This is a genomic window from Microvirga sp. BF8 (assembly GCF_059888585.1).
The window spans coordinates 1,146,392-1,170,928 of record NZ_CM187619.1 but is presented as its reverse complement, the minus strand read 5'-3'; the positions used below and the strand labels follow the sequence as shown (position 1 = coordinate 1,170,928).

Here is a 24,537-nt window from a genome sequence, read left to right as displayed (position 1 = left end):
ACTGGTTCAAGCTTTACCGGCGGCCATTGTATTCGGGGAGCCCAGGACGGCCACCGAAAATAAACTGCTGTGGATTACGTTCGATGCTCCGGACCGCGCGGCTGATGTCGTTGATGGCCTTGCGCCCCTCGACGGCCAGCGCCTCGTATTCGCGCAGGCCGGAATCCGTGAACCGTCCGACGCCGGTCAGGATGCCGGTGGTCCTTTCGTTCAGGTTGTCCGCAAGGGCGCGCACCGAGTTCGCCGCTTCCTTGATCGTCTCGAAAGCGCTCTTGCCCTCCTCGCCTGAAGCCGAGCCGAGGAACTTCTCGGCCCCGGCCAGCACCACGTCGATGCGGTCCGCGGACTTGTTGAGCTTCTCGGTGATGGAGCGGGCTTCCTGGATCGCCTTGTCCACGTCGGGGCTGCGGCGGCTGAGCGTCTGGGTGAAGACGTCGACATTGTCCACCGTGCGCCCGATCTTGACCGGATCCACCGCCTTGGCGACCTTGTTGATCTCCTCGAGCGTCGAATCGAGCTTGGGTGCCGCATCGTTGAGCCGGGCAATGAGACTCGCGGCAACGTGCAGGGCGTCGTTGAGATCCTTGCGGCTGTCGCTCAACGTTTGCGTGAAATTGTCCACGTTCTCGACGATGCGGGCGACACGCTGACGGTCCACGGAGCGGACCACCTCGTCGAGATTGGTGGAAAGGGTTTCGAGTTTTTCGGCGAGCGGGCCGACCTTTTCGGCTGCCTGCCCGACCTGGGCAAGGAAGCGGTCGATGCCGTCGGCATTCTCGCCGAGCGCCTGCGAGAACCGTTCCACGTTCTGGACCGTGCGGTTGATAGAGCCCTCATTGTCAGAGATGACCCGCCCGACGCGCTCGAGCACGTCATCGGCCCGCCGGGCAATGTTGCGTGCCGTTTCGATGAGGTCCTGGAAATCCGACCGGTCGGCGAAGATTGTCGGCAGAGGCTGGCCAGGCCCGGCCACCAGCTTCGGCGAGTTCGGTTCCCCACCGGACAGGGCAATGGTCGCGACGCCGGTCAGGCCCTGATATTCCAGGCGGGCCCGGGTGTCGGTGCGGACGGGGGTGCTATTGTCGACCTGGGCGATGGCGACGACCCGGCGCGGATCCTCCGGCAGCAGGCTGATGTCGGTGACCTCACCGACCCGAAGGCCGTTGAAGGATACGGTGGAACCCTTGGAAAGGCCGGAAACCGAGCCGGAAAACACGATGCGGACAGCCTGGCGCGTCTGCCCGCGGTCGCCCCCGGAAAACCAGTAGACGAAGCCGAACCCCGCTGCGATCACCGCCAGCGTGAACAATCCGATCAGGGCGTAATTCGCACGCGTTTCCATCACAAACCCTAGGTGTCGCCGGCCATGACCGCGCGAGCTCGTTTCCCATGAAAATAGGCGCGGAGCCAAGGGTGATCCGATGCAAGCATCGTTTCGATAGGCCCTTCCGCCAGTATCTTGCCCTCACCAAGGGCAGCGATTCGATCGCACACCGTGTAAAGGCTGTCCAAGTCATGGGTTACCATGAATACGGTAAGCCCCAAAGTCCGCTGCAGGGTCGCAATCAGCTCGTCGAATTCTCCTGCGCCGATGGGGTCGAGGCCGGAGGTCGGCTCGTCGAGGAAGACGATGTCCGGGTCGAGAGCCAGGGCGCGGGCGAGGGACGCGCGCTTGATCATGCCTCCGGACAGCTCGGATGGCAGTTTGTCCGCCGCATCGGGGTTGAGGCCGACCATCTCGATCTTGAGCATGGCCAGTTCGTCGAGGAGCCGGTCCGACAGGTCCAGGTATTCCCGCATCGGCACCTGGACGTTCTGCTTCACCGTCAGCGCGGAGAACAGGGCGCCCTGCTGGAACAGCACACCCCAGCGCCGCTCCAGGAGCCGCCGTTCCGAGGGGGAGAGCTCGTCGAGATTCTGCCCGAGCACTTCGATCGTGCCGGCCCGCTTGGGAACGAGGCCGAGGATCGCCCGGGTCAGGACCGACTTGCCTCCGCCCGAGGCGCCGACGAAGCCGAGGATCTCGCCGCGGTAAACGTCGAGATCCAGGTCCTTGAGGATGGTTTTCTCGCCGAATCCGACCTCGATGCCGCGCACGCGGATGACCGCTTCACGGTTTTCTGTCGAGGCGGGGCGGCTTCTGTCGAGCATCGGTCAGTACTTAATCGCCGCAAAGAACATGGCAAAGAGGCCGTCGAGCACGATGACCATGAAAATCGCCTTCACCACCGAGGACGTCACATGCCGACCGAGCGATTCGGCGGAACCCGCCACGGCCAAGCCCTCGAGGGTGGCGATGATGCCGATCACGAGGGCCATGAACGGCGCCTTGATGAGACCGACGAGAAACGTGTTCATCGCGACAGCCGCCTTCAGGCGGGACAGAAAGACGTCGGGGCTGATGTCGCCGTAGAGCCACGCCGTGATGCCGCCGCCGGCAAGAGCTGCCATGTTGGCGAGGAAGGTGAGGAGCGGCAATCCGATGATCAGGGCCAGAATGCGCGGGATGATCAGAACTTCCATCGGATCGAGGCCCATGACCCGAAGCGCATCGATTTCCTCGCGCATCTTCATGGAGCCGATTTCCGCCGTGAAGGCCGAGCCGGAGCGGCCGGCCACCATGATCGAAGTGAGCAGAACCCCCAATTCGCGCAGGACCAGGATGCCGGTCAGATCGACGACGAAGGGAGTCGCGCCGAAGCGCTGAAGCTGGAAGATTCCCTGCTGCGCGATGATGCAGCCGACCAGAAACGAGATCAGGACGATGATGGGCACGCCGCGATAGGCGATCTGCTCCATCTGGTTGACGATGGCCGTGCCGCGAAAGCGCCTTGGACGGGCGATCACCCGGATGAGGGCGGCAACGAGTTCGCCCAGGAACGCCACGCCGTCCACCAGATCGCGCCCGGCGCCGTGGACCGTCTTGCCCACGTCGACCAGGAAGTCCATGACTTTCGAGCGCTTGACGACCTTCTTCTCCTGGAAGCCGCGGTAGGCGACCTCGTCCAGAAGGATCTGCTGCTCGGGGGAGGCATTGGCGAAATCCGCCGAGAGACCCCGCTCGCCGAGCTCGTGCCGGGTGCGGTCGAGCACCCATGCGCCGAGGGTGTCGAGGCGCTCGACCCTGCCGAGATCGATGATCATGCGGTGATGGTCGGCGGCAGCCATGATCTCGTGCGCGAGCGATTCCACGGACGCGGAATTCATGGCGACCCAGTGCCCGGCAAGCTTTGCCGTCACCTTGTCCCCGGCTTCGTCGATCTCGACTTGCGGCTCTTGAGCCAAGATGCTCTGCGCCACGATCATCCTTCCGGCATTGATTCCGCTTGGTGATAGCGTGTCGCTAAGGCACAAGTCGAGCCGAAGTTACAGGAAGAGGACCAGAATGCGTCAGTTGTCCGTCACGATCGACAGGTTTCCCATCGCTGGAAAGTTCACGATAGCCCGGGGATCGCGCACGGAGGCCGTCGTCGTCACCGCGACGATCCGGGACAACGGCGCAACGGGCCATGGGGAATGCGTCCCCTATGCCCGCTATGGGGAAACGGTCGAGGGCGTGGCGGCCGCCATCGAGGCGCTTTGCCCGCAGGTCGAGGCCGGGCTGACCCGGGAGGCCCTTCAGGCCGCCATGCCGCCGGGAGCAGCGCGCAATGCCCTCGATTGCGCCCTCTGGGACCTGGACGCCAAGCGGTCCGGCATCCGTGCCCACGTGACCGCCGGAGTGAACCGGTGGCCGCCGGCGACGACTGCCTACACCATCAGCCTCGACACCCCCGCAGCGATGGCGGAAGCGGCGGCGAAAGCGGCGGACAGGCCGATCCTGAAGGTGAAATTCGGCGGACAGGGCGGCGATCTCGAACGGATCGCCGCAGTCCGCAAGGCGGCTCCCGATGCAACCCTGATTGCCGACGCCAATGAAGGCTGGACGGAGGACAACCTCGCCGAGCATTTCGCGGCCTGTGCCGAGGCGGGCTTCGCCCTGGTGGAGCAGCCCCTGCCCGCCAAGGCCGATTCTTATCTCGCGACAATCGCCCGCCCTGTCGCCATCTGCGCCGATGAGAGCGTTCACGACCGGGCGAGCCTCGACCGGCTCGTGGGCCTGTATGACGCGGTGAACATCAAGCTCGACAAGACCGGCGGCCTGACCGAGGCCCTGGCGCTCGCGGACGCGGCTCAGGAGCGCGGCTTTTCGCTCATGATCGGCTGCATGGTCGGGACCTCGCTGGCCATGGCGCCCGCCATGGTGCTCGCGCCACGGGCCCGTTTCGTCGATCTCGACGGGCCGTTGCTGCTGGCGAGGGACCGTGAGCCCGGCCTCACCTATGAGGGCAGCATCGTCTATCCGCCGGAGCCTGCCCTCTGGGGCTGAGCTTTCAGCATCCCCGCCGCAACCAGGGTCAGGAGGAAGCCGACGGCGCCGAGGGGCGCCATGGCGACGAAGACGGCTGCCCCGGCTTCCTTGTAGATCATACCGCTGACGATGGTGGAGGCCGCCGTGAAGAGGGCTGCGAGCGAGCCATAGATCCCCTGCGCCCGTCCTCTGGCATGAGGCGGGGACAGAGCTGTCAGAGCCGCCATGGCGCCGATATGCGAAGCGCCGAAGGTCAGGCTGTGGAGGGTCTGGAGCCCTATGGTGAGTGCCGCCCCGGGATGCAGGGACATCATGGTGAACCGGAACACGGCGGCCGATGAGCCAAGCAGGATAAGGCCGAGGCCGGAACTGCGGCCGACCACGTTGCCGAGGAACATGAACACCATGATCTCGGCAATGACTCCCGAGGCCCAGAAATAGCCGATGACCGAATCCGCGAAGCCCTGGGATTGCCAGTAGATGCTTGCGAAGGCGTTGAGGGCCCCGTGGGTCCCCTGTGTCATGGCGGCGGCGATCAGCACGACCCAGAGCGCGGTCGGCAGGCCCTTGGGCTGGAGCGCGCTGCCGCCGGCCCTCGCCACACCATCCGGCGGATGCCGCGGGACGGCGGCCAGGGTCGCCGTGACGCCGAGCAGAGGGATCAGGGTCAGGGCGACCAGGACGATGCCCGCACCGAAACCGCCGACGAGGTAGCCGGCGACGATATTGGCGACGAAGAAGGAGATCGAGCCCCAGCCCCGGATCCGGCCATAGTGCAGATGCGGGTCGCGCTGCACCGCCGCGGTCGTCACCAGATCATTGCCGGGGATCACCGCCGCCTGGGCGATGGCGACGAGGGCCACCAGGGCGACGATGGTGATGCTGTCCTGCGCGAACATCAGCAGCGGAAAGCCGATCATCTGCCCCGCATGGCTCGCGAGGAGCAGGCGCCGCGGACCGAAGGCACGATCGGCAAGACTGAGCAGGGGCGCCGTGGCCAGAATTCTCACGATGATGGGAATGGCGACGACGACGCCGATGAGCGTCGGGTCGAGCGCCTTGCTCTTCAGCCAGATCGGAAAGAACGGCAGGTAGAAGCCGTGGCTGAAGAAGCTCGCGGCATGCAGCGCCGAGAGGCGGACGGAGCTGGCCCTCGAAGGAGACATCAGCGGAAAGGCCTGCTGCTGCGGCCGGATGCGGCGAAAAAGGACGAGGTCACGGCGTAAGGTCGTTGATAACGTTAGGGAAGGCCTTGAGCTGTCTCCAGCATTCGAAACACTTGTCCGGTCGGGAATCAGGAGACCCAGGCAGCGATGAAACCCACCATGACCGATGAAGAGACGCTCGTCACGCTCAGTCCCGGGGATTACGATACCATCGAGGCCGCCGTCATGGAAACGACGCGGGGCCGCTGGTTCCTGCGCGAATATGCGCGCCGGAACCGCAATGCCGACACGGAGGCGGTCCTGGCCGCCGTGGCCGGTTTGGAAAAGAAGATCGCTGACGAAAACACCGCCCGGACCATGGACCAGATCCGGACGAGCCTCCTCGATATGGCGGGAGCCATCGAGGAGACCAAGGCCGAACTCGCCCCGGCTCGCGCGGAAGAGTCCGCACGATCCGCCATCGGAAACGATGCGGCGCGCGACGAGGCCGACCGCCGCATCGCACGCATTCTCGAGACCTTGCGCTATCTGGAGGAGCGAATCCAGGCCATGATGGGCCTTTGCGAGCCCGAGCCCGCCTCCGGGAGCGGCGTACCCTATCCCGGCCCGCAGGCTGGTCTTGCTCAGGCGGAACCCATCTCGCTGACCTTGAACTGAGCGTTCGCCGGCTCAGGTTCGCCGCAGGCCGCTTCAATATTCGAGAAGAACTGGCGTGCGCTTTCCTGCCAGGTGAAGGTCGCACCATAAGCCCGGCAGCAGTCCCTTGGGATGTCGAGGGCGGCGAGGGCCGCCTCCCGCAGGTCTTCGCTCAGAACCCCGCATCCGGACATGCCCACCACGTCGAGGGGCCCGGTCACCGGATAGGCCGCGATGGGAAGCCCCGAGGCGAGCGCCTCCAGCAGGACAATGCCGAAAGTGTCGGTGAGACTGGGAAAGACGAACACATCCGCCGAGGCATAGACCCGGGCCAGAGGCTCTCCCGTGAGAGGACCCAGGAAGACGGTCTCGGGATAGACCCGCTCCAGCTCCGCCCGGGAGGGCCCATCGCCGACCACGACTTTGGTGCCCGGAAGGTCGAGGGACAGGAAGGCCGCTATGTTCTTTTCGACGGCGATGCGGCCGACGAACAGGAACACCGGTGGTGGGACATCGAGGATCCGCCGGTCCCTCGGCCTGAAGAGCTCCGTATCGACGCCCCGCGTCCAGCGCATGACGTTCAGGAAGCCCCGCGCCTTCAGCTCGTGCTCGAGGGAGGGCGTGCTGACCATCACAGCCCTCCCGCCGTTATGGAACCTGCGCAGCACCCCGTAGACCGAGGCCTGAGGGATGGGAAAGCGGGCGGAAACGTATTCCGGAAACCGCGTGTGGTAGCTCGTGGTAAAGGCCTTGCCCTCCCGCCGGCAAAGACTCCGCACGGCGAGGCCGATGGGCCCTTCGGTGGCGATGTGGACATGGGTCGGCCTCGTCCGCGCCATGACCATGGCGACCGTGTGCCGCCACGCCAGCGAAAGGCGGATCTCCGGATAGGTCGGCATGGGAAAGGAGCGGAAGTGCTCGGGTGTCAGGAACGTCACCTCGGCTCCGTGAGCCGATGCCTCGGCGGCCATATGCTCGAGGGAGCGCACGACCCCGTTGATCTGGGGCCGCCAGGCATCGGTGGCAATCAGGAGGCGCATCATGCGGCTCTGACGCGGAGCGACGCGCCGGCCGGCTGCGGGAGGCCCTGACTCTGCATCTCGGCCCAGCGGATCATCTGCAGGGTACCGTCGTAGTGCTCGACGATGGCCGTGCAGGATTCGACCCAGTCGCCGGTATTCACATAGCGTACGCCGTCGAGATCCTGCATGGCGGCGTGGTGGATATGGCCGCAGATGATGCCGTCCGCCTCGTGCCGCCGCGCCTCCGCGGCAAGGAGCTGCTCGAACCGGCTGATGTAGTTCACCGCATTCTTGACCTTCAGCTTCGCCCAGGAGGACAGCGACCAATAGGTCAGCCCGAGCCTGCGACGCACGATGTTGAGGTAGGTATTGACGGTGAGGGCGCAGGTATAGGCCCCGTCTCCGAGGAGCGCGAGCCAGCGGGCATGGCGCACCACGAGATCGAACTGGTCGCCGTGGATGACGAGGTAGCGCTTGCCGTCGGCCGTTTCATGCATCGCGGAATCAGCGAGCTCGATACCTCCGAGATGCACCCCGAGATAATCGCGCAGAAACTCATCGTGATTGCCCGGGATATAGATCAGGCGTGTGCCCTTGCGCACCTTGCGCAGGAGCTTCTGGACCACGTCGTTATGGGCCTGCGGCCAATACCAGCCGGACTTCAAGCGCCAGCCATCGAGGATGTCGCCGACAAGATAAATCGTGTCTGCGTCGTATGTCCTCAGGAAGCTGAGCAGTTGGTTCGCTTGGCAGCCCTTCGTGCCGAGGTGAAGGTCCGACAAGAACAGCGTCCGCACGCGAACGAGACCAAGGTCCTGGGCCATGCAGCACCCTTTCCTGGAATATCGCCCGCAGATGAACGGATTCGCGTCTCACCTCCGTGACGCTCCGCTTGCAAATTTGTGACAGCGGAGCCAGGAACCATGCGCGCGGCGCAGGGGCTTTCAGCAAAAGAGGGGTTCACGGAATCCACCGCCCGTGCTTGGCTGTCCATTCATCCCGCGCGCGACTCGAACCTGTGAAAATTCTCCTCCCGTGAAACCTCTTCTGGGGATTTCCCTCAAAGTCCTCTCCGCCCTCGTCTTCACGCTCATGTCCGCCGGATTGAAGACGCTGACGGCTTCCTACCCCGTCGGCGAGATCGTGTTCTTCCGTTCGATCTTCGCGATGATTCCTCTCCTCACCTGGCTGGCCTGGCAGGGCGACCTGATCAACGCGATCAGGACCGACAACGTCCCCGGCCACTTCCTGCGCGGACTCATCGGCACGTCGGGCATGTATCTCGGTTTCGCGGCCCTCGCATATCTGCCCCTGCACGACACCATCGCCATCGGATACGCATCACCTCTGATGGTGGTGATCCTGGCGGCGATCCTCCTCAAGGAAAAGGTGCGCACCTACCGCTGGACCGCCGTCGGGATCGGGTTCATCGGCGTGCTGATCATGCTGTCGCCCTTTCTCAAGCTCAATCCGTTTGCGGGCGGCCTGAATGGGGGGCCGAGCATCGGCGCCCTGTTTGCCCTGGTCGGCGCTTTCTGCTCCGCCGGCGCTACGATCCAGGTTCGGCGCCTGACCATGACGGAACGGACAGGCGCCATCGTCTTCTACTTCTTCGTCCTCGCCTCGGGGCTTTCCCTCCTGACCATCCCGCTGGGATGGACGATCCCTCCCCTGTCGGACCTCCTGTTCTTCGTCCTCGTGGGCACGCTCGGGGGCATCGGCCAGATCCTCCTCACCCAGAGCTACCGCTATGCGGACACCTCGATCCTGGCGCCGTTCGAATACACCACGATGATCTGGGCGATCCTGCTCGGATGGTTCGTCTTCGGGGATCTTCCCACCGCCGCCGTCATGATCGGTGCCGCCATCGTCGCCGCAACCGGGCTCTTCATCGTCTGGCGGGAGCGCCAGCTCGGCCTCGAACGGGCCAAGGAACTCGAGACCGCGGCCCAGCGGCCCGGGGGCTGAACCCGACGGCCCGAGACCTTGGCCGTGAGCAGGGAAAACAGGGCTTTGACCCGCACGCGCTTGACCCGCCCCGTCTGTTACCCCAAAACCGTTTTGAGGAACGAACGTTCGGTCTTTCAGAACAGAGGCGAGGCAAATGGGCGTCGAAGGCAAGGAGCGTCACCGGGAGCTGGAATCCGGCGCGCAGGTCATTTCGGGCCATCTGGGCAAGACGATCCAGCGCCTGCGCAAGGCCTACAATCTTTCGCTCTCCGAACTGGCCGAGCAGTCCGGAGTGGCGAAATCGATCATCAGCCAGATCGAGCGCAATGAAACGAACCCGACACTGGCGACCATCTGGCGCCTGAGCCAGGCCCTCGATGTCTCCATCGAGCGGGTGCTCGCCAGCAGCGACGAGGAGCCTTTCATCGAAAAGTCCACGCGCGCCGACACACCCATCCTGGTCTCGGAAGACGGCAAGGTGCGGCTCGCGATTATCGGCTGGCTCAAGACGATCGAATGGCTGCAATGGTACGACGTCCAGGCCGAGCCGGGTGGCGTACTGGACTCGGACGGTCACCAGCGCGGCTCCATCGAGTGCCTGTCCGTCCTCGACGGCGAATTCGAGGTCGAGGTCGGCGACGTGATCCAGCGCGCCAAGGCCGGCGAGACCCTGCGCTATCGCTGCGACCGCCGCCACACGGTTCGCGCCGTCGGCGACACGCCGGGTCACGCGACCATGGTCTGCATCCTCAAGGCGGCAGTGATGGACTGACCTGGAGACGCTTGGTCGGGGCGGCGACCCGCCTGGCTCATTTGGGCTTCTTGTACCCCACCTTCGGCGGCAGCGAGAGGATGTACTCCGCGATGGCCCGTCGATCGGCCTCCGGCAACTGGGCGGTGTTGCGCACGACCGATCCCATCGGCCCGGTGACGGTGTCGAAGGTCGGGGTTTCCCCTGTCGTAAGAAGCGTCGTCACCTCTTCGACCGACCAGCCTCCGATGCCGCTCGGGCTCGGCGTGATGTTGGGAGCGATGCCCCGCCCCTCCGGATTGGGCCCGCCGGCGAAGCGCCGCTCCGGGATGATGGCGCCGGCAAAGTTGCGCTCGCTATGGCATTCGGCGCAATGCCCCGGGCCTTCGACCAGGTACGCGCCCCGGTTCCAGGTCGCCGGCCGGTCAGGATCCGACATGAAGCCTCGCCCATCGAGGAATGCCAGCTTCCAGAGTCCCACCCCGCGACGGATGTTGAACGGGAACGGCAACTCATGGGGCGGCGCCCGGCCCTCGACCGCGGGAAGCGTCATCAGGTAGGCGAACAGATCCCTGAGATCGGGAAGCGTCATGCGCTGGTAGGACGTATAGGGAAATGACGGATAGTAGTGCTGGCTGTCCGGTGAGAGGCCCTCACGCACGGCGCGCACGAAATCCTCCTGGCTCCAGGCACCGATGCCATCCTGTTTGTGGGGCGAGATGTTGGGGACGTGGAACGTCCCGAACGGAGATTTCAGGGCGTAGCCGCCGCCCAGCCGCGTCTTGTCGTCCTGGCCCGGCGTCGCATGGCAGGAGGAGCATCCTCCTGCCAGGAAAACGATGCGGCCCTTTTCCGGGTCAGGACTGCGCATGGGCGTTGCGGAGGCCATCTGGATAGCCCCGGTCTCGCCATGGACCACCTGCCATGCGGTCGGAGAGGTCAGGGCCATGAACACGACGACCCCGAGCACGATCAGCCCGAGCAGCACGACGAAAGCTCTGCGCATTCCACTCAACCTTCCGATAGAACGGGCAGCCCTGGAGGCTGCCCGCGCCGAGTGCTCAACCGCTGTTCAGGGCCCGGTCCGATGCCTATTGCCTTGAGTGGCGCATCGCTTGGCGCAGAAAGCCGGATCCTCATTTTAGCGGCGCGGCCCTTCTGGTCACCGACGCGGATCTCCGGCTCCGCACGAGGCGCTAGCCGACCGGCTGGCGGAAGGTCTTGTGGCAGGTGCCGCAATTCTGAAGCACCTTCGGCATCTCCGCCTTGAAGCTGGCCTCGTCCTTGATGGCTGTGAGGGCGGCCTGGGCATCCTGATCGAACTTGGCGAAGAGCGCGTTGAAATCGGCCTTCTTCTCCCAGACGACCGGCAGGGCCTTGGTGTTGCCGTCCTTCGAATTGGCCGGGAAGAGATCGGGCTCTCCCTTGGCGCTCCGGGAGTATGTCTTGAGGGCGGTCTGAACCTGGGCGAGATCGAACGGCGCCTGGCCCTTGAGCATGGCACCGATCACCTTCGACTGTTCGCCGTTATCCTTCATCAGCTTCTGGCGTTGCGCGATGACATCGGCCTGCGCAAGCGCCGCCGTCACCCCAAGCGCCAGAATACCGGCAGCGATAACACTACGCTTCATAATATGGTTTCCCCTCTTGAGCCCAACAGCCGGTTCTTCTGATTCACCACCGGCCCTGCGGCATTAGCGCATGCTTTCGACAGGTCGGGCAATCAGGCGGGAAAACACAACTCTGTGAGGAAATGCACGGCGCGATCTACTCCACCGGCTCGCCCGCATTGATCCAATCCTTGAAGCCGCCCTTGTAATGCTCGCGAAAATCGCGGCCCGCCGCCTGTGCGAACTCGAGCGCCCTGAGCGAGCGAACGCCCGCCGCGCAGGAGAAGACGATCCTCTTGTCCGTCGGAAGGGCGGAAGGATCGAAGGTCGAGAGCGGATGGGAAACCGCACCCGGGATGTGGCCCGCGGCGAATTCCTGGGGCTCGCGCACATCCACGAGCAGGATCGAGCCGTCGCTCAGCCCCCTCTTGATATCGTCGCGATGAAGATCGACAACCGGTGTCGGGCCGTTCATGAACAAGTGCCTCCGTGCATCTCCCGGATCATACCGGCACGGCACGGAGGCAGGCAATCCGGACCGTCGTCACGGAAGCTCGGGAATGCGCAGCACCCAGCCCGGCTGGATCATGTCCGGGTTCTTCACCGGAGGCGAATTCGCCTTCACGATCTCGGTGTATTTCGCCCCCTTCCCCTTGCCGTAGTGCTTCTCGGCAATGGCCCAGAGAGTGTCGCCCTTCTGGACCGTGTACATGACCGACTGCTTCGCCGGCTGGTCCACCTTGAGGTCCGAGGTGTCGACTTCGGCGACCCCAAAGGTGTTGCCGAGGGAGAGAATGATCCTCTCCGCCTCCTCCTGGCTGACCGCCTGCCCCGAGAGCTTCACCTTGTCGCCCTGCACGTCGATGCCTAGCTTGTTGGCGTCGAAGCCGTGGCTCTGAACCTCCTGCTTCAGCTTATCCGGAGTGGCGGCCTCCGCGCTTCCGCCGAACAGCTTCGCTCCCGCATCCTTGATGAATTTGAACAAACCCATGGCCATTTCTCCTCCGCTGGCCGGCACGAAACGTGCCGCTCCCAGGAAAAGACGCCGATTTGCCGCTTACGGTTCCGCTTAGGCCAGCGCCGAGAACACATCGGCAAGGGACGGAAGGCGATCCTTGAGGCGCAGAAGCGCGATCAGCTCGATCTCGACGACGGCCGTATCGAACTCGTGATCCGCGTCGTGCTGCAGGCGCTCTTCGAAGGCCGCCAGGATCTCGTCCTTCGAGCGGCCCTTCACCGCCATGATGAAAGGAAACCCGAACCTCTGCCGGTAGGCCTCGTTGAGGGCGAGAAACTGGTCACGCTCCTCCTCGCTCAGGCTGTCGAGGCCAGCGGACGATTGCTCGCTGCGGGAATCGGAGGTGAGATCGGCGAGTTTCAGGCGGCCCGCCAGATCGGGATGAGCCCGGATGAGCGCGAGTTTCTGCTCGTGCGTTGCCTGCGAGAGGACATGCACCATGGCCGCGTGCAGCCCCTCCGCCGTATCCTGGGCCGCGGTGAAGTTCTCGTCGTAGGCGCGCTCGGCAATCCATGGCGAATGCTCGAACACGTCACCGAAAAGCTCCACGAAGACGCCCTTGCTCATGGTGCTCGGCTTGAGCCCGACCGGTCGATGGTGCCGGATCCAGTGCCGTGCGATTTCGATGCGCCGCGCGATCCAGACGTCGTCGTGGGAAGCGACGTAGTCGAGGAAGCGCGCCAGGGCCGCGGCGCGGCCCGGACGCCCCGCAAGCCGGCAATGGAGGCCGATCGACATCATCTTGGGGGTGCTCTCGCCCTCCGCATAGAGCATGTCGAAACTGTCCTTCAGATAGGCGAAGAACTGATCCCCCGCATTGAAGCCCTGTGGCGTGGCGAAACGCATGTCGTTGGCGTCGAGGGTATAGGGAACGATCAGGAGGGGGCCCTTCGCGCCCTCCTCCCAGTAAGGCAGGTCGTCGGCATAGGAATCGGCACTGTAGAGGAAGCCGCCCTCCTCAGCCACGAGGCGATTGGTGTGCTCCGAGGTGCGGCCGGTATACCATCCCAGGGGCCGGCTTCCCGTGACCTCCGTATGGATTCGGATGGCCTCGCGCAGATGCGCCCGCTCCTCGTCGGAGGAGAAATCCTTGTAGTCGATCCACTTCAATCCGTGGCTCGCGATCTCCCAATCCGCCTCCTTCATGGCGGCGACCGCATCGGGATTGCGCATGAGCGCGGTCGCGACGCCATAGACGGTGACCGGCATTTCCCGATCGGTGAACAGGCGCCAGAGACGCCAGAAGCCGGCTCGGGAGCCATATTCATAGATGGACTCCATGCTCATGTGCCGCTGTCCCGGCCAAGGCGCGGCGCCGACGATCTCCGACAGGAAGGCCTCGGACGCCCGGTCGCCGTGGAGAATGCTGTTTTCGCCGCCTTCCTCGTAGTTGACGACGAACTGGACGGCGATGCGCGCGCCGTCCGGCCAGCGGGGAAGCGGCGGGTTGCGGCCGTAGCCGACGAGGTCGCGGGGATAGGACGTCTCGGCCATAATCAGCTGCCTCGATAGGTGGAATAGCTCCAGGGCGATACGAGGAGCGGTACGTGATAGTGCCCGTCCGGCTCTGCGATGGCGAAGCGGATCGGGACGACGTCCAGAAACGGCGGGTCCGCGGTCGCGGTTGCCACGGCGCGGAAATAGGCGCCGACATGGAAGACGAGCTCATAGGTCCCTGTCCGGAACGTCTCGGCCGCCAGAAGCGGCGCGTCCGTGCGGCCGTCCGCATTGGTACGCGTCCGCACGACGGATCGGCGCCCCTCGCCGTCCAGGGCGAAGAGTTCGACGGCGATACCCTGCGCCGGGCGACCGTTGGCGGTATCCAGAACGTGGGTGGACAGGCGACCCATCGGACCCTCACATCACTCGGGAAGCCGCCGCGACGGCTTGGGGTGGGAACGACGGATTGTCGGACAGCGGGTCGCAACGTCAAGCGGCCATCGCACGCCGGCCCGCGCGACCGGGCTTTCCGGACAGCGGTTCCTGTTGAAAAACCGGAAGGACGGGCCTATCGCATCGGATGCTGCCGCCCTAGGCTGCGTTCCCGTTTGTTTGTTAAGGGGCCGCATGATCGACCCGCAGATCTCCGAATGGATCAGCCAGCTCCTGCGCTGGGTCCACGTCATCACGGCCATCGCCTGGATCGGCTCGTCCTTCTACTTCATCCATCTCGACCTCAGCCTGAAGAAGCGCGAGGGTCTGCCGCAGGGCGTCGGCGGCGAAGCGTGGCAGGTCCATGGCGGCGGCTTCTACAACATGCGCAAGTATCTCGTCGCGCCGCCGGAAATGCCGAAGAAACTCGCCTGGTTCAAATGGGAGAGCTATTCCACGTGGATCACGGGCTTCTTCCTGATCGTCTGGGTCTATTATCTCCATGCCGACCTCTATACGGTTGATCCGGCGGTAGAGGCGCTGGCGCCTTGGCAGGTGCCTCTCGTCGGCATCGGCGGTATCGCGGTAAGCTGGATCGTCTATGAGGGCCTGTGTCGTTCGCCGCTGGGGAAGAACGACGTCGCCCTCGGCTGCGTGCTGTTCGCCTATATCCTCGCCGCAGCCTTCGTTTTCACGCATTTGTTCAGCGGACGCGCCGCGTTTCTTCATACAGGCGCGATGATCGCCACCTGGATGTCGGCGAGCGTCTTCGTCGTCATCATTCCCAACCAGAAGAAGGTGGTGGCGGACCTGCTCGCCGGCCGTTCGCCCGATCCCTCTCTCGGCAAACAGGCCAAGCAGCGTTCCACGCACAACAATTACCTCACCCTGCCGGTACTGTTCCTGATGCTGTCGAACCACTACCCGCTGGCATGGTCCTCGAAATATGCGGTCGGGATCGTGGCGTGCATCCTCGTCGCTGGCGCGATCGTGCGGCACTTCTTCAATTCCCAGCACGCGGGCAAGGGCTCGCCCTGGTGGACGTGGGGCGTGGCCGCTGCGGCGATCGCGCTGGCCATCTGGCTGTCGATCATCGGCAAGCCCGGCAATGCGAACATGGCGGACGTCCAGCCCGGCGTGACGCCGGCCGCCGTCGCCGCCGCCTTCGACGAGGCGGTTCCCGTGATCCAGTCGCGATGCTCCATGTGCCATGCGGCGGAGCCGGTCTGGGAGGGCATCCCCATCGCGCCGAAGGGAATCCATCTCGATACTCCGGAAAGCATCGCCCGCCACGCTGAGCTGGTCCGCGTCCAGGCCGTTCTGACCCACGCCATGCCGCCGAACAACATCACCGAAATGACCCTGGATGAACGCAAGGCAGTGGCAACCTGGCTCGCCCGGAAGGATGCCGTCCTTCGCTGAGGCTTTCCCACCGCAGTTTCCTGAGCAACCGGGCAGGCCGGGCCTAGCCCCGTGGCAATACAGTTCTATAACCGTTTCAGAAAGGGCGCGAACGTGACCGACCTCACCCTCGACACAGCTCAAGCCATCATCTCCGCCGCCCTCAAGGCCGCCCGGGACCGATCCTTCAAGCCTCTCTCCATCGTCGTTTATGATGACCGCGGAGCCTTGAAGGCACTCGCCTCCGAGGACGGCACCAGCCTCAAGCGCGCCGAGATCGCCATGGGCAAGGCCTATGGCGCCCTGGCGATGGGGATGGGATCCCGCGCCCTGCACAAGATGGCGACCGACCGCCCCTACTTCGTGGCCGCGGCGAGCCACGCGGTCGGTGGCCAACTCGTCCCCGTGCCGGGCGGGGTCTTGATCAAGGACGGTCGCGGGCAGATTCTGGGAGCGGTCGGGGTGTCCGGAGATACCTCCGACAATGACGAAATCGCCGCCGCGGTCGGGATCGAGGCGGCGGGACTGACGTTCGACGCCGGGGCCTGAGGGCGGGGTCCTGCCCGCAGACCCCTGTCCAGTCCGGCTCTCCGATGCCCACTGGACAGAAACGGTGGATTGAATAACAAATGAGTCAAGGTCACTGTCCTAAATGATCGTGACCGAAGCATTCAAAAACTCTGGAAACACCAGAAGGGAACGCATCTATGTCCTGGATCAAACAAGCGGCGCTCGCTGCCGTCGCCACCGTCGCCCTCCTCGGGCCGGCCTCGGCCGAGGTCGTTTACAACCGCGCCAATTCCGGCGAGCCGGAAACCCTCGATACGCACAAGACCTCCACGGTTCAGGAATCCCACATCCTGCGCGACATGCTGGAAGGTCTGGTGACCTACAGCGCCGAAGGCAAGGCCATTCCCGGCCAGGCCGTGAAGTGGGAGGTCGGCGACGACGGCAAGACCTACCGGTTCACGCTGCGCGACGGCATCAAGTGGTCGAACGGAGACTCCGTGAAGGCCTCGGACTTCGTATTCTCCTACCGCCGGATCATGAATCCGGAAACGGGCGCGAAATACGCCAATATCCTCTACCCGATCCTGAACGCCGAGAAGGTCAACAAGGGCCAGGCGAAGGTCGAAGAGCTCGGCGTCAAGGCGATCGACGACAAGACCCTCGAGATCAAGCTGGAGCAGCCGACTCCTTATTTCATCGAGCTTCTGACCCACCAGACGAGCCTTCCCGTCCATCAGGCATCGGTGGAGAAGTTCGGCAAGGACTTCGTGAAGCCGGGCAACATGGTGACGAACGGCGCCTACAAGCTCGCCGAGTTCGTTCCGAATTCGCACATCAAGCTCGTCAAGAACGAGAACTACTACGACGCCAAGAACGTCAAGATCGACACGGTGATGTACTATCCAACGCCGGATTTCGCCGCCATGGTGCGTCGCTACGAGGCGGGCGAGCTCGATACCACCGACGACGTGCCTGCCGACCAGATGAAATCCCTCAAGGAGCGCTTCAAGGATCAGGTCCGGCTCGGACCCTACCTCGGCACGTGGTTCCTGGTCGTGAACAGCTCTAAGGCGCCCTTCAACGACGTGCGCGTGCGTCAGGCTCTCTCCATGATGGTCGACCGCGAATTCGTGGCCGAGCAGATCTGGGGCCAGACGATGCAGCCGGGCTATTCGTTCATGCCTCCGGGCGTCGGCAATTACGGGGAACCGGCCTACATGGACTACAAGGACATGTCGCCGATCGACCGCGAGGAAAAGGCCAAGGCCCTTCTCAAGGAAGCGGGCTTCGGCCCTGGCAAGCCGCTGAAGGTCGAGATCCGGTACAATACAACGGACAACAACCGCAACACGGTTGTGGCCATCGCCGAGCAGTTCAAGCCGGCCGGCATCGAGACCTCCTTCATCAACACGGACGGCAAGACACACTTCGCCTATCTGCGTGATGGCGGCGATTTCGACCTCGCCCGCTATGGCTGGATCGCCGACTACTCGGATCCCAACAACTTCCTGTTCCTGCTCAAGAGCGACAACAAGGGCTTCAACTACGGCAAGTACAACAACCCGGAGTTCGACAAGCTCCTGGATCAGGCCGCCGGCGAGCTGGATCTCAAGAAGCGCGCGGAGATCTTCAAGAAGGCCGAGGGAATCCTCATGAAGGACATGCCCTGGATCCCGATCATGTATTACGGCAAGAGCAACCTGATCTCGCCGAAAATTCATGGTTTCGTTCAGAACACGCGGGGCGTCTATCCGTCGCGTTTCTTGTCCAAGGACCAATAGTTAAGGCGAAGGGGGCGGTCCAATGAGGGCCGCCCCTTCTCTTTTCAGGTACCCAGCGGGAGAAAGCATCTTGCTCTCCTTTATTTTGCGCCGCTTTCTGACGGCCATTCCGACCTTGTTGGTCATCGTGACGATCTCGTTCTTCCTGATCCGGCTGGCGCCCGGCGGCCCGTTCGACCTGGAACGCCCCCTCGAGGCGAAGGTGATGGAGAACCTCAATCGCATCTATCAGCTCGATAAGCCGCTGATTCAGCAGTATTGGCTCTATCTTTCCGCCGTCCTGCACGGCGATTTCGGCCCATCGTTCATCCTGCGCGACTTTACCGTCGGTGAGCTCTTCGCCCGTGGCCTGCCGATCTCGATGACCCTCGGTGCCCTCGCTATTACCCTGGCGGTCCTCGTCGGCGGCACCCTCGGCACAGTCGCGGCCCTGCGCCAGAACAGCCTCGCCGACTACATCGTCACCGGGCTCGGCGCCATGGGACTGACGATTCCGAACTTTGTCGTGGCGCCCGTGCTGCAGATCGTCCTGGGCCTGACCCTTGCGTGGCTGCCCATTGCGGGCTGGGCCAACGGCTCGCCGCGCAATCTTGTCATGCCGGTCATCGTCCTCGCGCTGCCGCAGATCGCGGTCGTGGCCCGCATGACCCGCGCCGCGATGATCGAAAACCTGCGGTCGAACCATATTCGGACCCTGCGCTCCCTTGGCCTGCCCTGGCATACGATCGTGAAGCATGCCCTGCGCGGGGCATCGCTGCCGGTGATCTCGTATCTCGGCCCGGCCGCCGCGGCCCTCCTGACGGGCTCGGTCGTCGTCGAGACGATTTTCGGCCTGCCCGGGATCGGACGCTACTTCGTCGAGGGCGCCCTCAACCGCGACTACACCCTCGTCATGGGCACGGTCGTCGTCGTGGCTGTGTTCGTTCTCATCTTCAACCTCGTGGTCGACATCCTCTACGCTGTCGTCGATCCACGCATCCGCTTCGATTGAGGGCTGTCATGGCTGAAGGCGCTGCACTTCCCATCGAAACCCTTGCCGATCCTGTCGTCGGACGCTCCCTCTGGGTCGAGGCCCGGGGCCGCCTCCTGAACAACAAGGCGGCCGTCGCCAGCATCGTCCTGCTGGCCTTTATCGCCGTCGCCTGCGTGTTCGGGCCGCTTTTCACAGGGCATCCGTTCGATCAGGTTTATCCGGACTATGTGAAGGTTCCGGCAAGCCTGGAAGCCTATCCCAAGCCGGACCAGATCACGCCGCAGATCGAGCGCATCGGGGCGCGAGTCCGCGCGAAGCCTGAGAATATCCAGGTGAAGGGCGATCATGTCAGCATGACGCTGGTGGGCCAGCGGCCCATCGACGAGCGGCTTCTCGCCTATTTCGACCGTTCGGACATGTTCGGCGTCGCCAAGGTCGTCGAGAAGACCGACGAGGGCAAGCGCCTCGTGGTCGACGTCCCCCTGAAGAGGAAGTATTTTCTCTTCGGCACCGACACCAACGGCCGCGACCTTCTCACCCGTACGATGAAGGCCGGCCAGATCTCGCTGGCCATCGGCCTGCTCGCCACCTTCGTCGCGATCCTGATCGGCGTGGTCTACGGCGCCACCTCCGGCTATCTCGGCGGCCGTGCCGATCTGATCATGATGCGCATCGTCGATGTCATCTATTCGCTGCCCTTCATCTTCTTCGTGATCATGCTGGTGGTGTTCTTCGGCCGCAACTTCATCCTGATGTTCATCGCGGTCGGTGCCGTGGAGTGGCTCGACATGGCGCGCATCGTCCGCGGGCAGACCCTGTCCATCAAGCGCCAGGAATACGTGCAGGCAGCCGAGGCGCTGGGCGTCGAGACCAAGGGCATCATCCGTCGCCACGTGATCCCCAACACCCTCGGACCGGTCGTGGTCTACATGACCCTGCTCGTGCCCAAGGTGATCCTGCTCGAGAGCTTCCTCTCCTTCCTCGGGCTGGGCGTCCAGGAGCCCAATACCAGCCTTGGCGTGCTGATCTCGGAAGGCGCCAAGAACATCCAGGGTGCCACCTGGATGCTGCTCTACCCCTCCCTCACCCTGATCGCGATCCTTTTCTGCCTTAACTTCATCGGTGACGGCTTGCGCGACGCCCTCGATCCGAAGGATCGCTGACATGGCCAACGTTCTCCCGACCGAACCCGTTCTGACGGTCCGAAACCTCAATGTCCGCTTCCGCACGGGGGATGGCATCCTCCACGCGGTCAAGGGCATCGACCTCGACGTGAACGCGGGCGAGACCGTCGCCATCGTCGGCGAGTCCGGGTCCGGCAAGAGCCAGACCATGATGTCCGTCATGGGTCTGCTCGCCTCGAACGGATGGGCCGAAGGCTCCGTCAAGTATCGCGGCGAGGAGATCGTGGGACTGCCGCCCGACAGGCTCAACCGCTACCGCGGCTCGAAGCTCACCATGATCTTCCAGGAACCGATGACCTCCCTCGATCCGCTCTACCGGATCGGCGAGCAACTCGCCCTGCCGCTGACGACGCACGGGGGCATGGGCAAGGCCGAGGCGCGCCGCCGGGCCATCGAGCTTCTGGAGCTCGTACGGATCCCCGACCCGCAGCGGCGCATCGACTCCTACCCGCACGAGATGTCCGGCGGCCAGCGCCAGCGGGTGATGATCGCGATGGCATTGGCCAACAATCCGGACGTGCTGATCGCCGACGAGCCGACCACGGCTCTCGACGTGACGGTTCAGGCGAGAATCCTCGAGCTGCTGGCCGACCTCCAGAAGCGGCTCGGCATGTCCATCGTGTTCATCACCCACGATCTCGGCATCGTGCGCCGTTTCGCCGACCGGACCTATGTGATGAAACGCGGCGAGGTCGTGGAGAGCGGAACGACCGAGGAGATTTTCGCCGCACCGAAGCATCCCTATACACGGATGCTGATAGACGCGGAGCCGACCGGGACCAAGGAGCTGGCACCCGCCGGCGCCCCCCTGGTGCTCGACGCCAGGGACGTCAGGGTCTCGTTCGTGCTGCAATCGTCTCTGTTCGGCAAGCCGACCCATGTGCTCCATGCCGTCGATGGGGTGAGCCTGTCCGTCCGCGCCGGGGAAACGGTCGGCGTCGTCGGCGAATCGGGTTCGGGAAAGTCGACTCTCGGCCGCGCCGTCCTCCGGCTGCTACCGGCCAGCGGCCTCGTCCGCTTCGAGGACCGCAACCTCATGCCGCTCGACCGGGCCGGGATGCGTCCCCTGCGCCGCCACCTGCAACTCGTCTTCCAGGATCCCTTCGGGTCCCTCTCGCCGCGCATGACGGCCGGCGAGATCGTCACGGAAGGGCTGCTCGTTCACGAGTCCAGCATCTCCCGCAAGGAGCGTGACCGGCGCGCTGCTCAGGCCTTCGAGGAAGTGCGGCTTGAGCCCGGCTGGCGCAATCGGTTCCCTCACGAATTCTCGGGTGGCCAGCGCCAGCGCATCGCGATCGCCCGCGCCATGATCCTGCATCCCAAGCTCGTGGTGCTCGACGAGCCGACTTCCGCCCTCGATCGCTCCGTACAAAAAGAGATCGTCGAGCTTCTGCGCGACCTCCAGAAGGCGCACGGCCTGGCCTATGTCTTCATCAGCCACGACCTCGCCGTGGTCCGCGCGCTTTCCGACGAGATCATGGTCATGAAGAGCGGCAAGGTAGTGGAGCAAGGCGCCGCCGAGGCCATTTTCGAGCGCCCCCGGGAGGAATACACCCGCGATCTGATCGCGGCCGCCTTCCTGAAGGAGCGCGAAACGCCGACGTCGAACGCATCGCTGGCATCCTGACACCGGAACCTGGAGGCCATGGCGCGAATTGAATCCGCGCCATGGCAAAGCTCGCGACCTATCGCGCCAAGCGCGACTTCACCAAGACCACAGAGCCGAAGGGATCTCGGCCCCGTCGGGCAGGATCGTCCTTCGTCATTCAGAAGCATGACGCTTCGCGCCTGCATTACGACTTCCGCCTCGAGATGGACGGGGTCCTGAAGAGCTGGGCCGTGACCAAGGGCCCGAGTCTCGTGCCGGGCGACAAGCGTCTCGCCGTCGAGGTCGAGGATCATCCCCTCGGCTATGGCGACTTCGAGGGCACGATCCCCGAGGGCCAGTATGGCGGCGGCACTGTCATGGTGTGGGATCGCGGTACATGGGAGCCCGAGGGCAACCCGCAGGACTCCTACAAGAAGGGGCGCCTGAGCTTCCGCCTCGAGGGCGAGAAACTGCACGGCACGTGGCACCTGATCCGCATGGGCAAGCGCCCAAGGGAGAAAAAGCCGTCCTGGCTCCTGATCAAAGGCGATGACGAAGCCGCGCGCTCCGAAGATGACCCGGATATCCTCGAAGAAGTGCCCGACTCCGTCAAAACCGGACGTTCCATTCAAGGGATCGCGGGCGGAAAAGCAACCAAACCCGGCAGCGGGACCAGGTCCAAAAAGGCGGTCCGTTCCGCGAAGAAGATCGCCACCACAGCCAAGTCGCGGGCTAAGTCGAGACAATCTCCCGCCATGGCCAGGATGCCGGATGAGATCGAGATCTGCCTCGCGACCCTGGTGGACCAAGTCCCTACCGGACGGAACTGGATCCATGAGGTGAAATGGGACGGCTACCGCCTCGTCGCCTTCATCGATCACGGAAAGGTTCGCCTCGTCACGCGGAATGGAAAGGATTGGACAAAACGGTTTCCCGGCATCGCCAAAGCTCTGGCAGGCCTCCCGGTCGAGTCTGCGATTCTCGATGGCGAGGCGGTGATGCTCGACGAAGATGGAATTTCGAACTTCGCCGACCTGCAGCAGGCCCTCTCGCGAAAAACGAACGGCGTCGCCTCCGAGGCCGTGTTCTATGCCTTCGATCTGCTTTATCGCGACGGAACCGATCGGAGGGATGCGCCGCTGATCGAGCGCAAGCAGGGACTTGCGAAACTGCTCGCAAAGGAGGCGGGTCCGGTCCGCTACAGCGATCACAAGACCGACGGCACTGCCATGGTCCGCAACGTCTGCCGGAAAGGTCTCGAAGGCGTCATCTCGAAACGCGCTGACCTGCCGTACCGAGGCGGACGGAACGAAGACTGGGTCAAGACCAAGTGCACGGACGAGCAGGAATTCGTCATTGCCGGCTTCGTCCCATCAACCGCTCTCAGGAATGCGATCGGATCATTGGTTCTGGGCTATTTCGACAAGGACAGGCTCGTTTATGCGGGTCGAACCGGGACCGGCTTTACGGCCGACGTCGCACGCGACCTCTTCAAGCGCCTCACCAAGATCGAGGCGAAGGCTGCGCCCTTCCAGGACAAACTCGCTGCGCAACAGCGGCGGGGTGTCGTCTGGGTAGAGCCCCGGCTGATCGGCAAAGTGGAGTTCCGCGGTTGGACGGCGGACAGGATCGTGCGTCACGCAGCGTTCAAGGGCTTGCGAGAGGACAAGAGCCCGCGCGAGGTGATCCAGGAAAAGCGCCGTTCGCTTCCCCCGTCCCGTGCGAGATCGGGCGGCAGAGGCAAGGATAGCGGCGCAACGTCATCAAAATCAGCAGGCAAGTCCATGTCCGCCGAAGGAACCGAAGTCGCCGGGGTCCCTCTCTCGCATCCCGACCGTGTTCTCTGGGAAGAGCAGGGGCTGACCAAGCAGCAGCTCGCCGAGTTCTATGTCGGCATTTCGGACTGGCTCCTGCCACACCTGGTCGATCGTCCCCTTACCCTTATCCGCTGCCCTTCCGGTGCACGAAAGAGTTGCTTCGTCCAGCGCCATTCCTGGGCCGGGCTCTCGGATTTCATCCGCCGCGAAACCGTGCGCGACGAGACCGGAGAGACGGAGGTTCTGACGGTCCGGGATATCCAGGGCGTTGTCGCGCTCGTTCAGGCCGGGGTTCTGGAGATGCATGTCTGGGGCGCCACCCTGGCCGATCTGGAACGCCCGGATCGTCTCAACTTCGATCTCGATCCGGGAGAAGGCGTCGCCTGGCCCCTGGTGATCGAAGGAGCCCGTGCCATTCGCGAGCGCTTGAAAGCCATCGGCCTCGAAAGTTTCGTCAAGACCACGGGCGGCAAAGGCATCCATGTCGTCGTTCCGCTGACGCCAAAGGCGGCATGGCCCGACGCCCTCGCTTTTGCGCGCGACATGGCTCGGGCCATGGAGGCCGATGAGCCGGATCGCTATACGACCACCTCCGTGAAGCGGGAGCGCGAAGGCCGCATCTTCATCGATTACCTTCGAAACAACCGTGAGGCGACATCGGTTGCGCCCTACTCGACCCGCGCCCGGCCAGGCGCTCCCGTGTCGACGCCCGTGGCGTGGAGCGAGCTTTCGACGAAGCTCAAGCCCAACGGTTTCACGGTCCTGAACCTGAGCAAGCGCCTTGCCGGCTTGCGCAAGGATCCCTGGGCTGAGATCGCTGCCGTGAAACAGGTGCTTCCGGAACCCGCCCGGGCACGGAAAGGGCGCAAAGGATAACCGCGGCGACCTGGGGCTGGCGAGCCTGCCC

23 protein-coding genes are annotated in these 24,537 nt (G+C 64.1%); 11 read left to right on the top strand and 12 right to left on the bottom strand.

The annotated features are described in order from the left end of the window. Positions 1 to 13: 13 nt before the first annotated feature. From AC522E_RS05550 to AC522E_RS05540, 3 genes are read right to left on the bottom strand one after another with little or no spacing between them, the layout of a single operon-like run. A complete protein-coding gene (locus tag AC522E_RS05550) occupies positions 14 to 1,342 on the bottom strand; it encodes an MlaD family protein (protein WP_500749386.1) in 1,329 nt (442 codons plus the stop codon). 8 nt (positions 1,343 to 1,350) lie between these two features. After that, positions 1,351 to 2,151 carry an ABC transporter ATP-binding protein gene (locus tag AC522E_RS05545; RefSeq protein WP_500749385.1) on the bottom strand — a complete coding sequence of 267 codons (801 nt, stop codon included), beginning with the start codon at positions 2,149 to 2,151 and terminating at the stop codon, positions 1,351 to 1,353. A gap of 3 nt (positions 2,152 to 2,154) precedes the next feature. After that, positions 2,155 to 3,306, bottom strand: a complete 1,152-nt coding sequence (locus AC522E_RS05540) for an ABC transporter permease (RefSeq protein WP_500749384.1) — start codon at positions 3,304 to 3,306, stop codon at positions 2,155 to 2,157. Positions 3,307 to 3,385: 79 nt separating this feature from the next. On the opposite strand from AC522E_RS05540, the gene dgcA reads away from it, so the two are divergent. After that, positions 3,386 to 4,369, top strand: a complete 984-nt coding sequence (gene dgcA / locus AC522E_RS05535) for an N-acetyl-D-Glu racemase DgcA (RefSeq protein WP_500749383.1) — start codon at positions 3,386 to 3,388, stop codon at positions 4,367 to 4,369. Here the strand turns inward: dgcA and AC522E_RS05530 are convergent. Then, positions 4,339 to 5,517, bottom strand: coding sequence for an MFS transporter (locus AC522E_RS05530; RefSeq protein ID WP_500749382.1), 1,179 nt, complete (start codon positions 5,515 to 5,517; stop codon positions 4,339 to 4,341). The two genes, dgcA and AC522E_RS05530, sit on opposite strands and share 31 nt — an antisense overlap. Before the next feature lie 159 nt (positions 5,518 to 5,676). On the opposite strand from AC522E_RS05530, the gene AC522E_RS05525 reads away from it, so the two are divergent. Then, positions 5,677 to 6,174: a hypothetical protein gene (locus AC522E_RS05525; RefSeq protein WP_500749381.1), complete on the top strand. Its 498-nt coding sequence runs from the start codon at positions 5,677 to 5,679 to the stop codon at positions 6,172 to 6,174. On the opposite strand, the gene AC522E_RS05520 is transcribed toward AC522E_RS05525, so the two are convergent. Both AC522E_RS05520 and AC522E_RS05515 read right to left on the bottom strand, forming a co-directional pair. Continuing rightward, the gene (locus AC522E_RS05520; protein ID WP_500750597.1) at positions 6,141 to 7,193 is read right to left on the bottom strand and encodes a glycosyltransferase family 4 protein; all 1,053 of its coding nucleotides are present in this window, start codon (positions 7,191 to 7,193) and stop codon (positions 6,141 to 6,143) included. The two genes, AC522E_RS05525 and AC522E_RS05520, sit on opposite strands and share 34 nt — an antisense overlap. Beyond that, positions 7,193 to 7,999, bottom strand: a complete 807-nt coding sequence (locus AC522E_RS05515) for a UDP-2,3-diacylglucosamine diphosphatase (RefSeq protein WP_500749380.1) — start codon at positions 7,997 to 7,999, stop codon at positions 7,193 to 7,195. The genes AC522E_RS05520 and AC522E_RS05515 overlap by 1 nt, the downstream gene beginning before the upstream one ends. A gap of 211 nt (positions 8,000 to 8,210) precedes the next feature. Here AC522E_RS05515 and AC522E_RS05510 point away from each other — a divergent pair, with 211 nt between their 5' ends. Together AC522E_RS05510 and AC522E_RS05505 are read left to right on the top strand one after the other, a co-directional pair. After that, positions 8,211 to 9,143 carry a DMT family transporter gene (locus AC522E_RS05510; RefSeq protein ID WP_500749379.1) on the top strand — a complete coding sequence of 311 codons (933 nt, stop codon included), beginning with the start codon at positions 8,211 to 8,213 and terminating at the stop codon, positions 9,141 to 9,143. Between the two features lie 136 nt (positions 9,144 to 9,279). Then, a complete protein-coding gene (locus tag AC522E_RS05505) occupies positions 9,280 to 9,897 on the top strand; it encodes a helix-turn-helix domain-containing protein (RefSeq protein ID WP_500749378.1) in 618 nt (205 codons plus the stop codon). 37 nt (positions 9,898 to 9,934) lie between these two features. On the opposite strand, the gene AC522E_RS05500 is transcribed toward AC522E_RS05505, so the two are convergent. The 6 genes from AC522E_RS05500 to uraH form a co-directional block, all read right to left on the bottom strand. Next, positions 9,935 to 10,882 (bottom strand): c-type cytochrome, encoded by a 948-nt coding sequence (locus AC522E_RS05500; protein ID WP_500749377.1) that lies wholly within the window; start codon positions 10,880 to 10,882, stop codon positions 9,935 to 9,937. Positions 10,883 to 11,072: 190 nt separating this feature from the next. Next, positions 11,073 to 11,507, bottom strand: a complete 435-nt coding sequence (locus AC522E_RS05495) for a c-type cytochrome (protein WP_500749376.1) — start codon at positions 11,505 to 11,507, stop codon at positions 11,073 to 11,075. A 136-nt stretch (positions 11,508 to 11,643) separates the two neighbouring features. After that, positions 11,644 to 11,961, bottom strand: a complete 318-nt coding sequence (locus tag AC522E_RS05490) for a rhodanese-like domain-containing protein (RefSeq protein ID WP_500749375.1) — start codon at positions 11,959 to 11,961, stop codon at positions 11,644 to 11,646. 69 nt (positions 11,962 to 12,030) lie between these two features. Further along, entirely contained in the window at positions 12,031 to 12,477 is a 447-nt protein-coding gene (gene lysM, locus AC522E_RS05485) for a peptidoglycan-binding protein LysM (RefSeq protein ID WP_500749374.1), read from the bottom strand. A 78-nt stretch (positions 12,478 to 12,555) separates the two neighbouring features. Continuing rightward, positions 12,556 to 13,998, bottom strand: coding sequence for an allantoinase PuuE (gene puuE / locus AC522E_RS05480; protein ID WP_500749373.1), 1,443 nt, complete (start codon positions 13,996 to 13,998; stop codon positions 12,556 to 12,558). 2 nt (positions 13,999 to 14,000) lie between these two features. Beyond that, positions 14,001 to 14,354 carry a hydroxyisourate hydrolase gene (gene uraH / locus AC522E_RS05475; RefSeq protein ID WP_500749372.1) on the bottom strand — a complete coding sequence of 118 codons (354 nt, stop codon included), beginning with the start codon at positions 14,352 to 14,354 and terminating at the stop codon, positions 14,001 to 14,003. Between the two features lie 217 nt (positions 14,355 to 14,571). Here uraH and AC522E_RS05470 point away from each other — a divergent pair, with 217 nt between their 5' ends. From AC522E_RS05470 to ligD, 7 genes are all read left to right on the top strand, one after another. Beyond that, positions 14,572 to 15,798: a urate hydroxylase PuuD gene (locus AC522E_RS05470; protein WP_500749371.1), complete on the top strand. Its 1,227-nt coding sequence runs from the start codon at positions 14,572 to 14,574 to the stop codon at positions 15,796 to 15,798. Positions 15,799 to 15,891: 93 nt separating this feature from the next. Next, positions 15,892 to 16,326 (top strand): GlcG/HbpS family heme-binding protein, encoded by a 435-nt coding sequence (locus tag AC522E_RS05465; RefSeq protein ID WP_500749370.1) that lies wholly within the window; start codon positions 15,892 to 15,894, stop codon positions 16,324 to 16,326. Positions 16,327 to 16,484: 158 nt separating this feature from the next. After that, entirely contained in the window at positions 16,485 to 18,068 is a 1,584-nt protein-coding gene (locus AC522E_RS05460; protein WP_500749369.1) for a peptide ABC transporter substrate-binding protein, read from the top strand. A 70-nt stretch (positions 18,069 to 18,138) separates the two neighbouring features. After that, positions 18,139 to 19,059, top strand: coding sequence for an ABC transporter permease subunit (locus AC522E_RS05455; protein ID WP_500749368.1), 921 nt, complete (start codon positions 18,139 to 18,141; stop codon positions 19,057 to 19,059). Positions 19,060 to 19,067: 8 nt separating this feature from the next. Beyond that, positions 19,068 to 20,204 carry an ABC transporter permease gene (locus AC522E_RS05450; RefSeq protein WP_500749367.1) on the top strand — a complete coding sequence of 379 codons (1,137 nt, stop codon included), beginning with the start codon at positions 19,068 to 19,070 and terminating at the stop codon, positions 20,202 to 20,204. Between the two features lies 1 nt (position 20,205). Then, positions 20,206 to 21,852 carry an ABC transporter ATP-binding protein gene (locus tag AC522E_RS05445; protein WP_500749366.1) on the top strand — a complete coding sequence of 549 codons (1,647 nt, stop codon included), beginning with the start codon at positions 20,206 to 20,208 and terminating at the stop codon, positions 21,850 to 21,852. 41 nt (positions 21,853 to 21,893) lie between these two features. Next, complete coding sequence (ligD, locus tag AC522E_RS05440; RefSeq protein WP_500749365.1) at positions 21,894 to 24,506, top strand: DNA ligase D; 2,613 nt, start codon at positions 21,894 to 21,896, stop codon at positions 24,504 to 24,506. Positions 24,507 to 24,537: the final 31 nt, after the last annotated feature.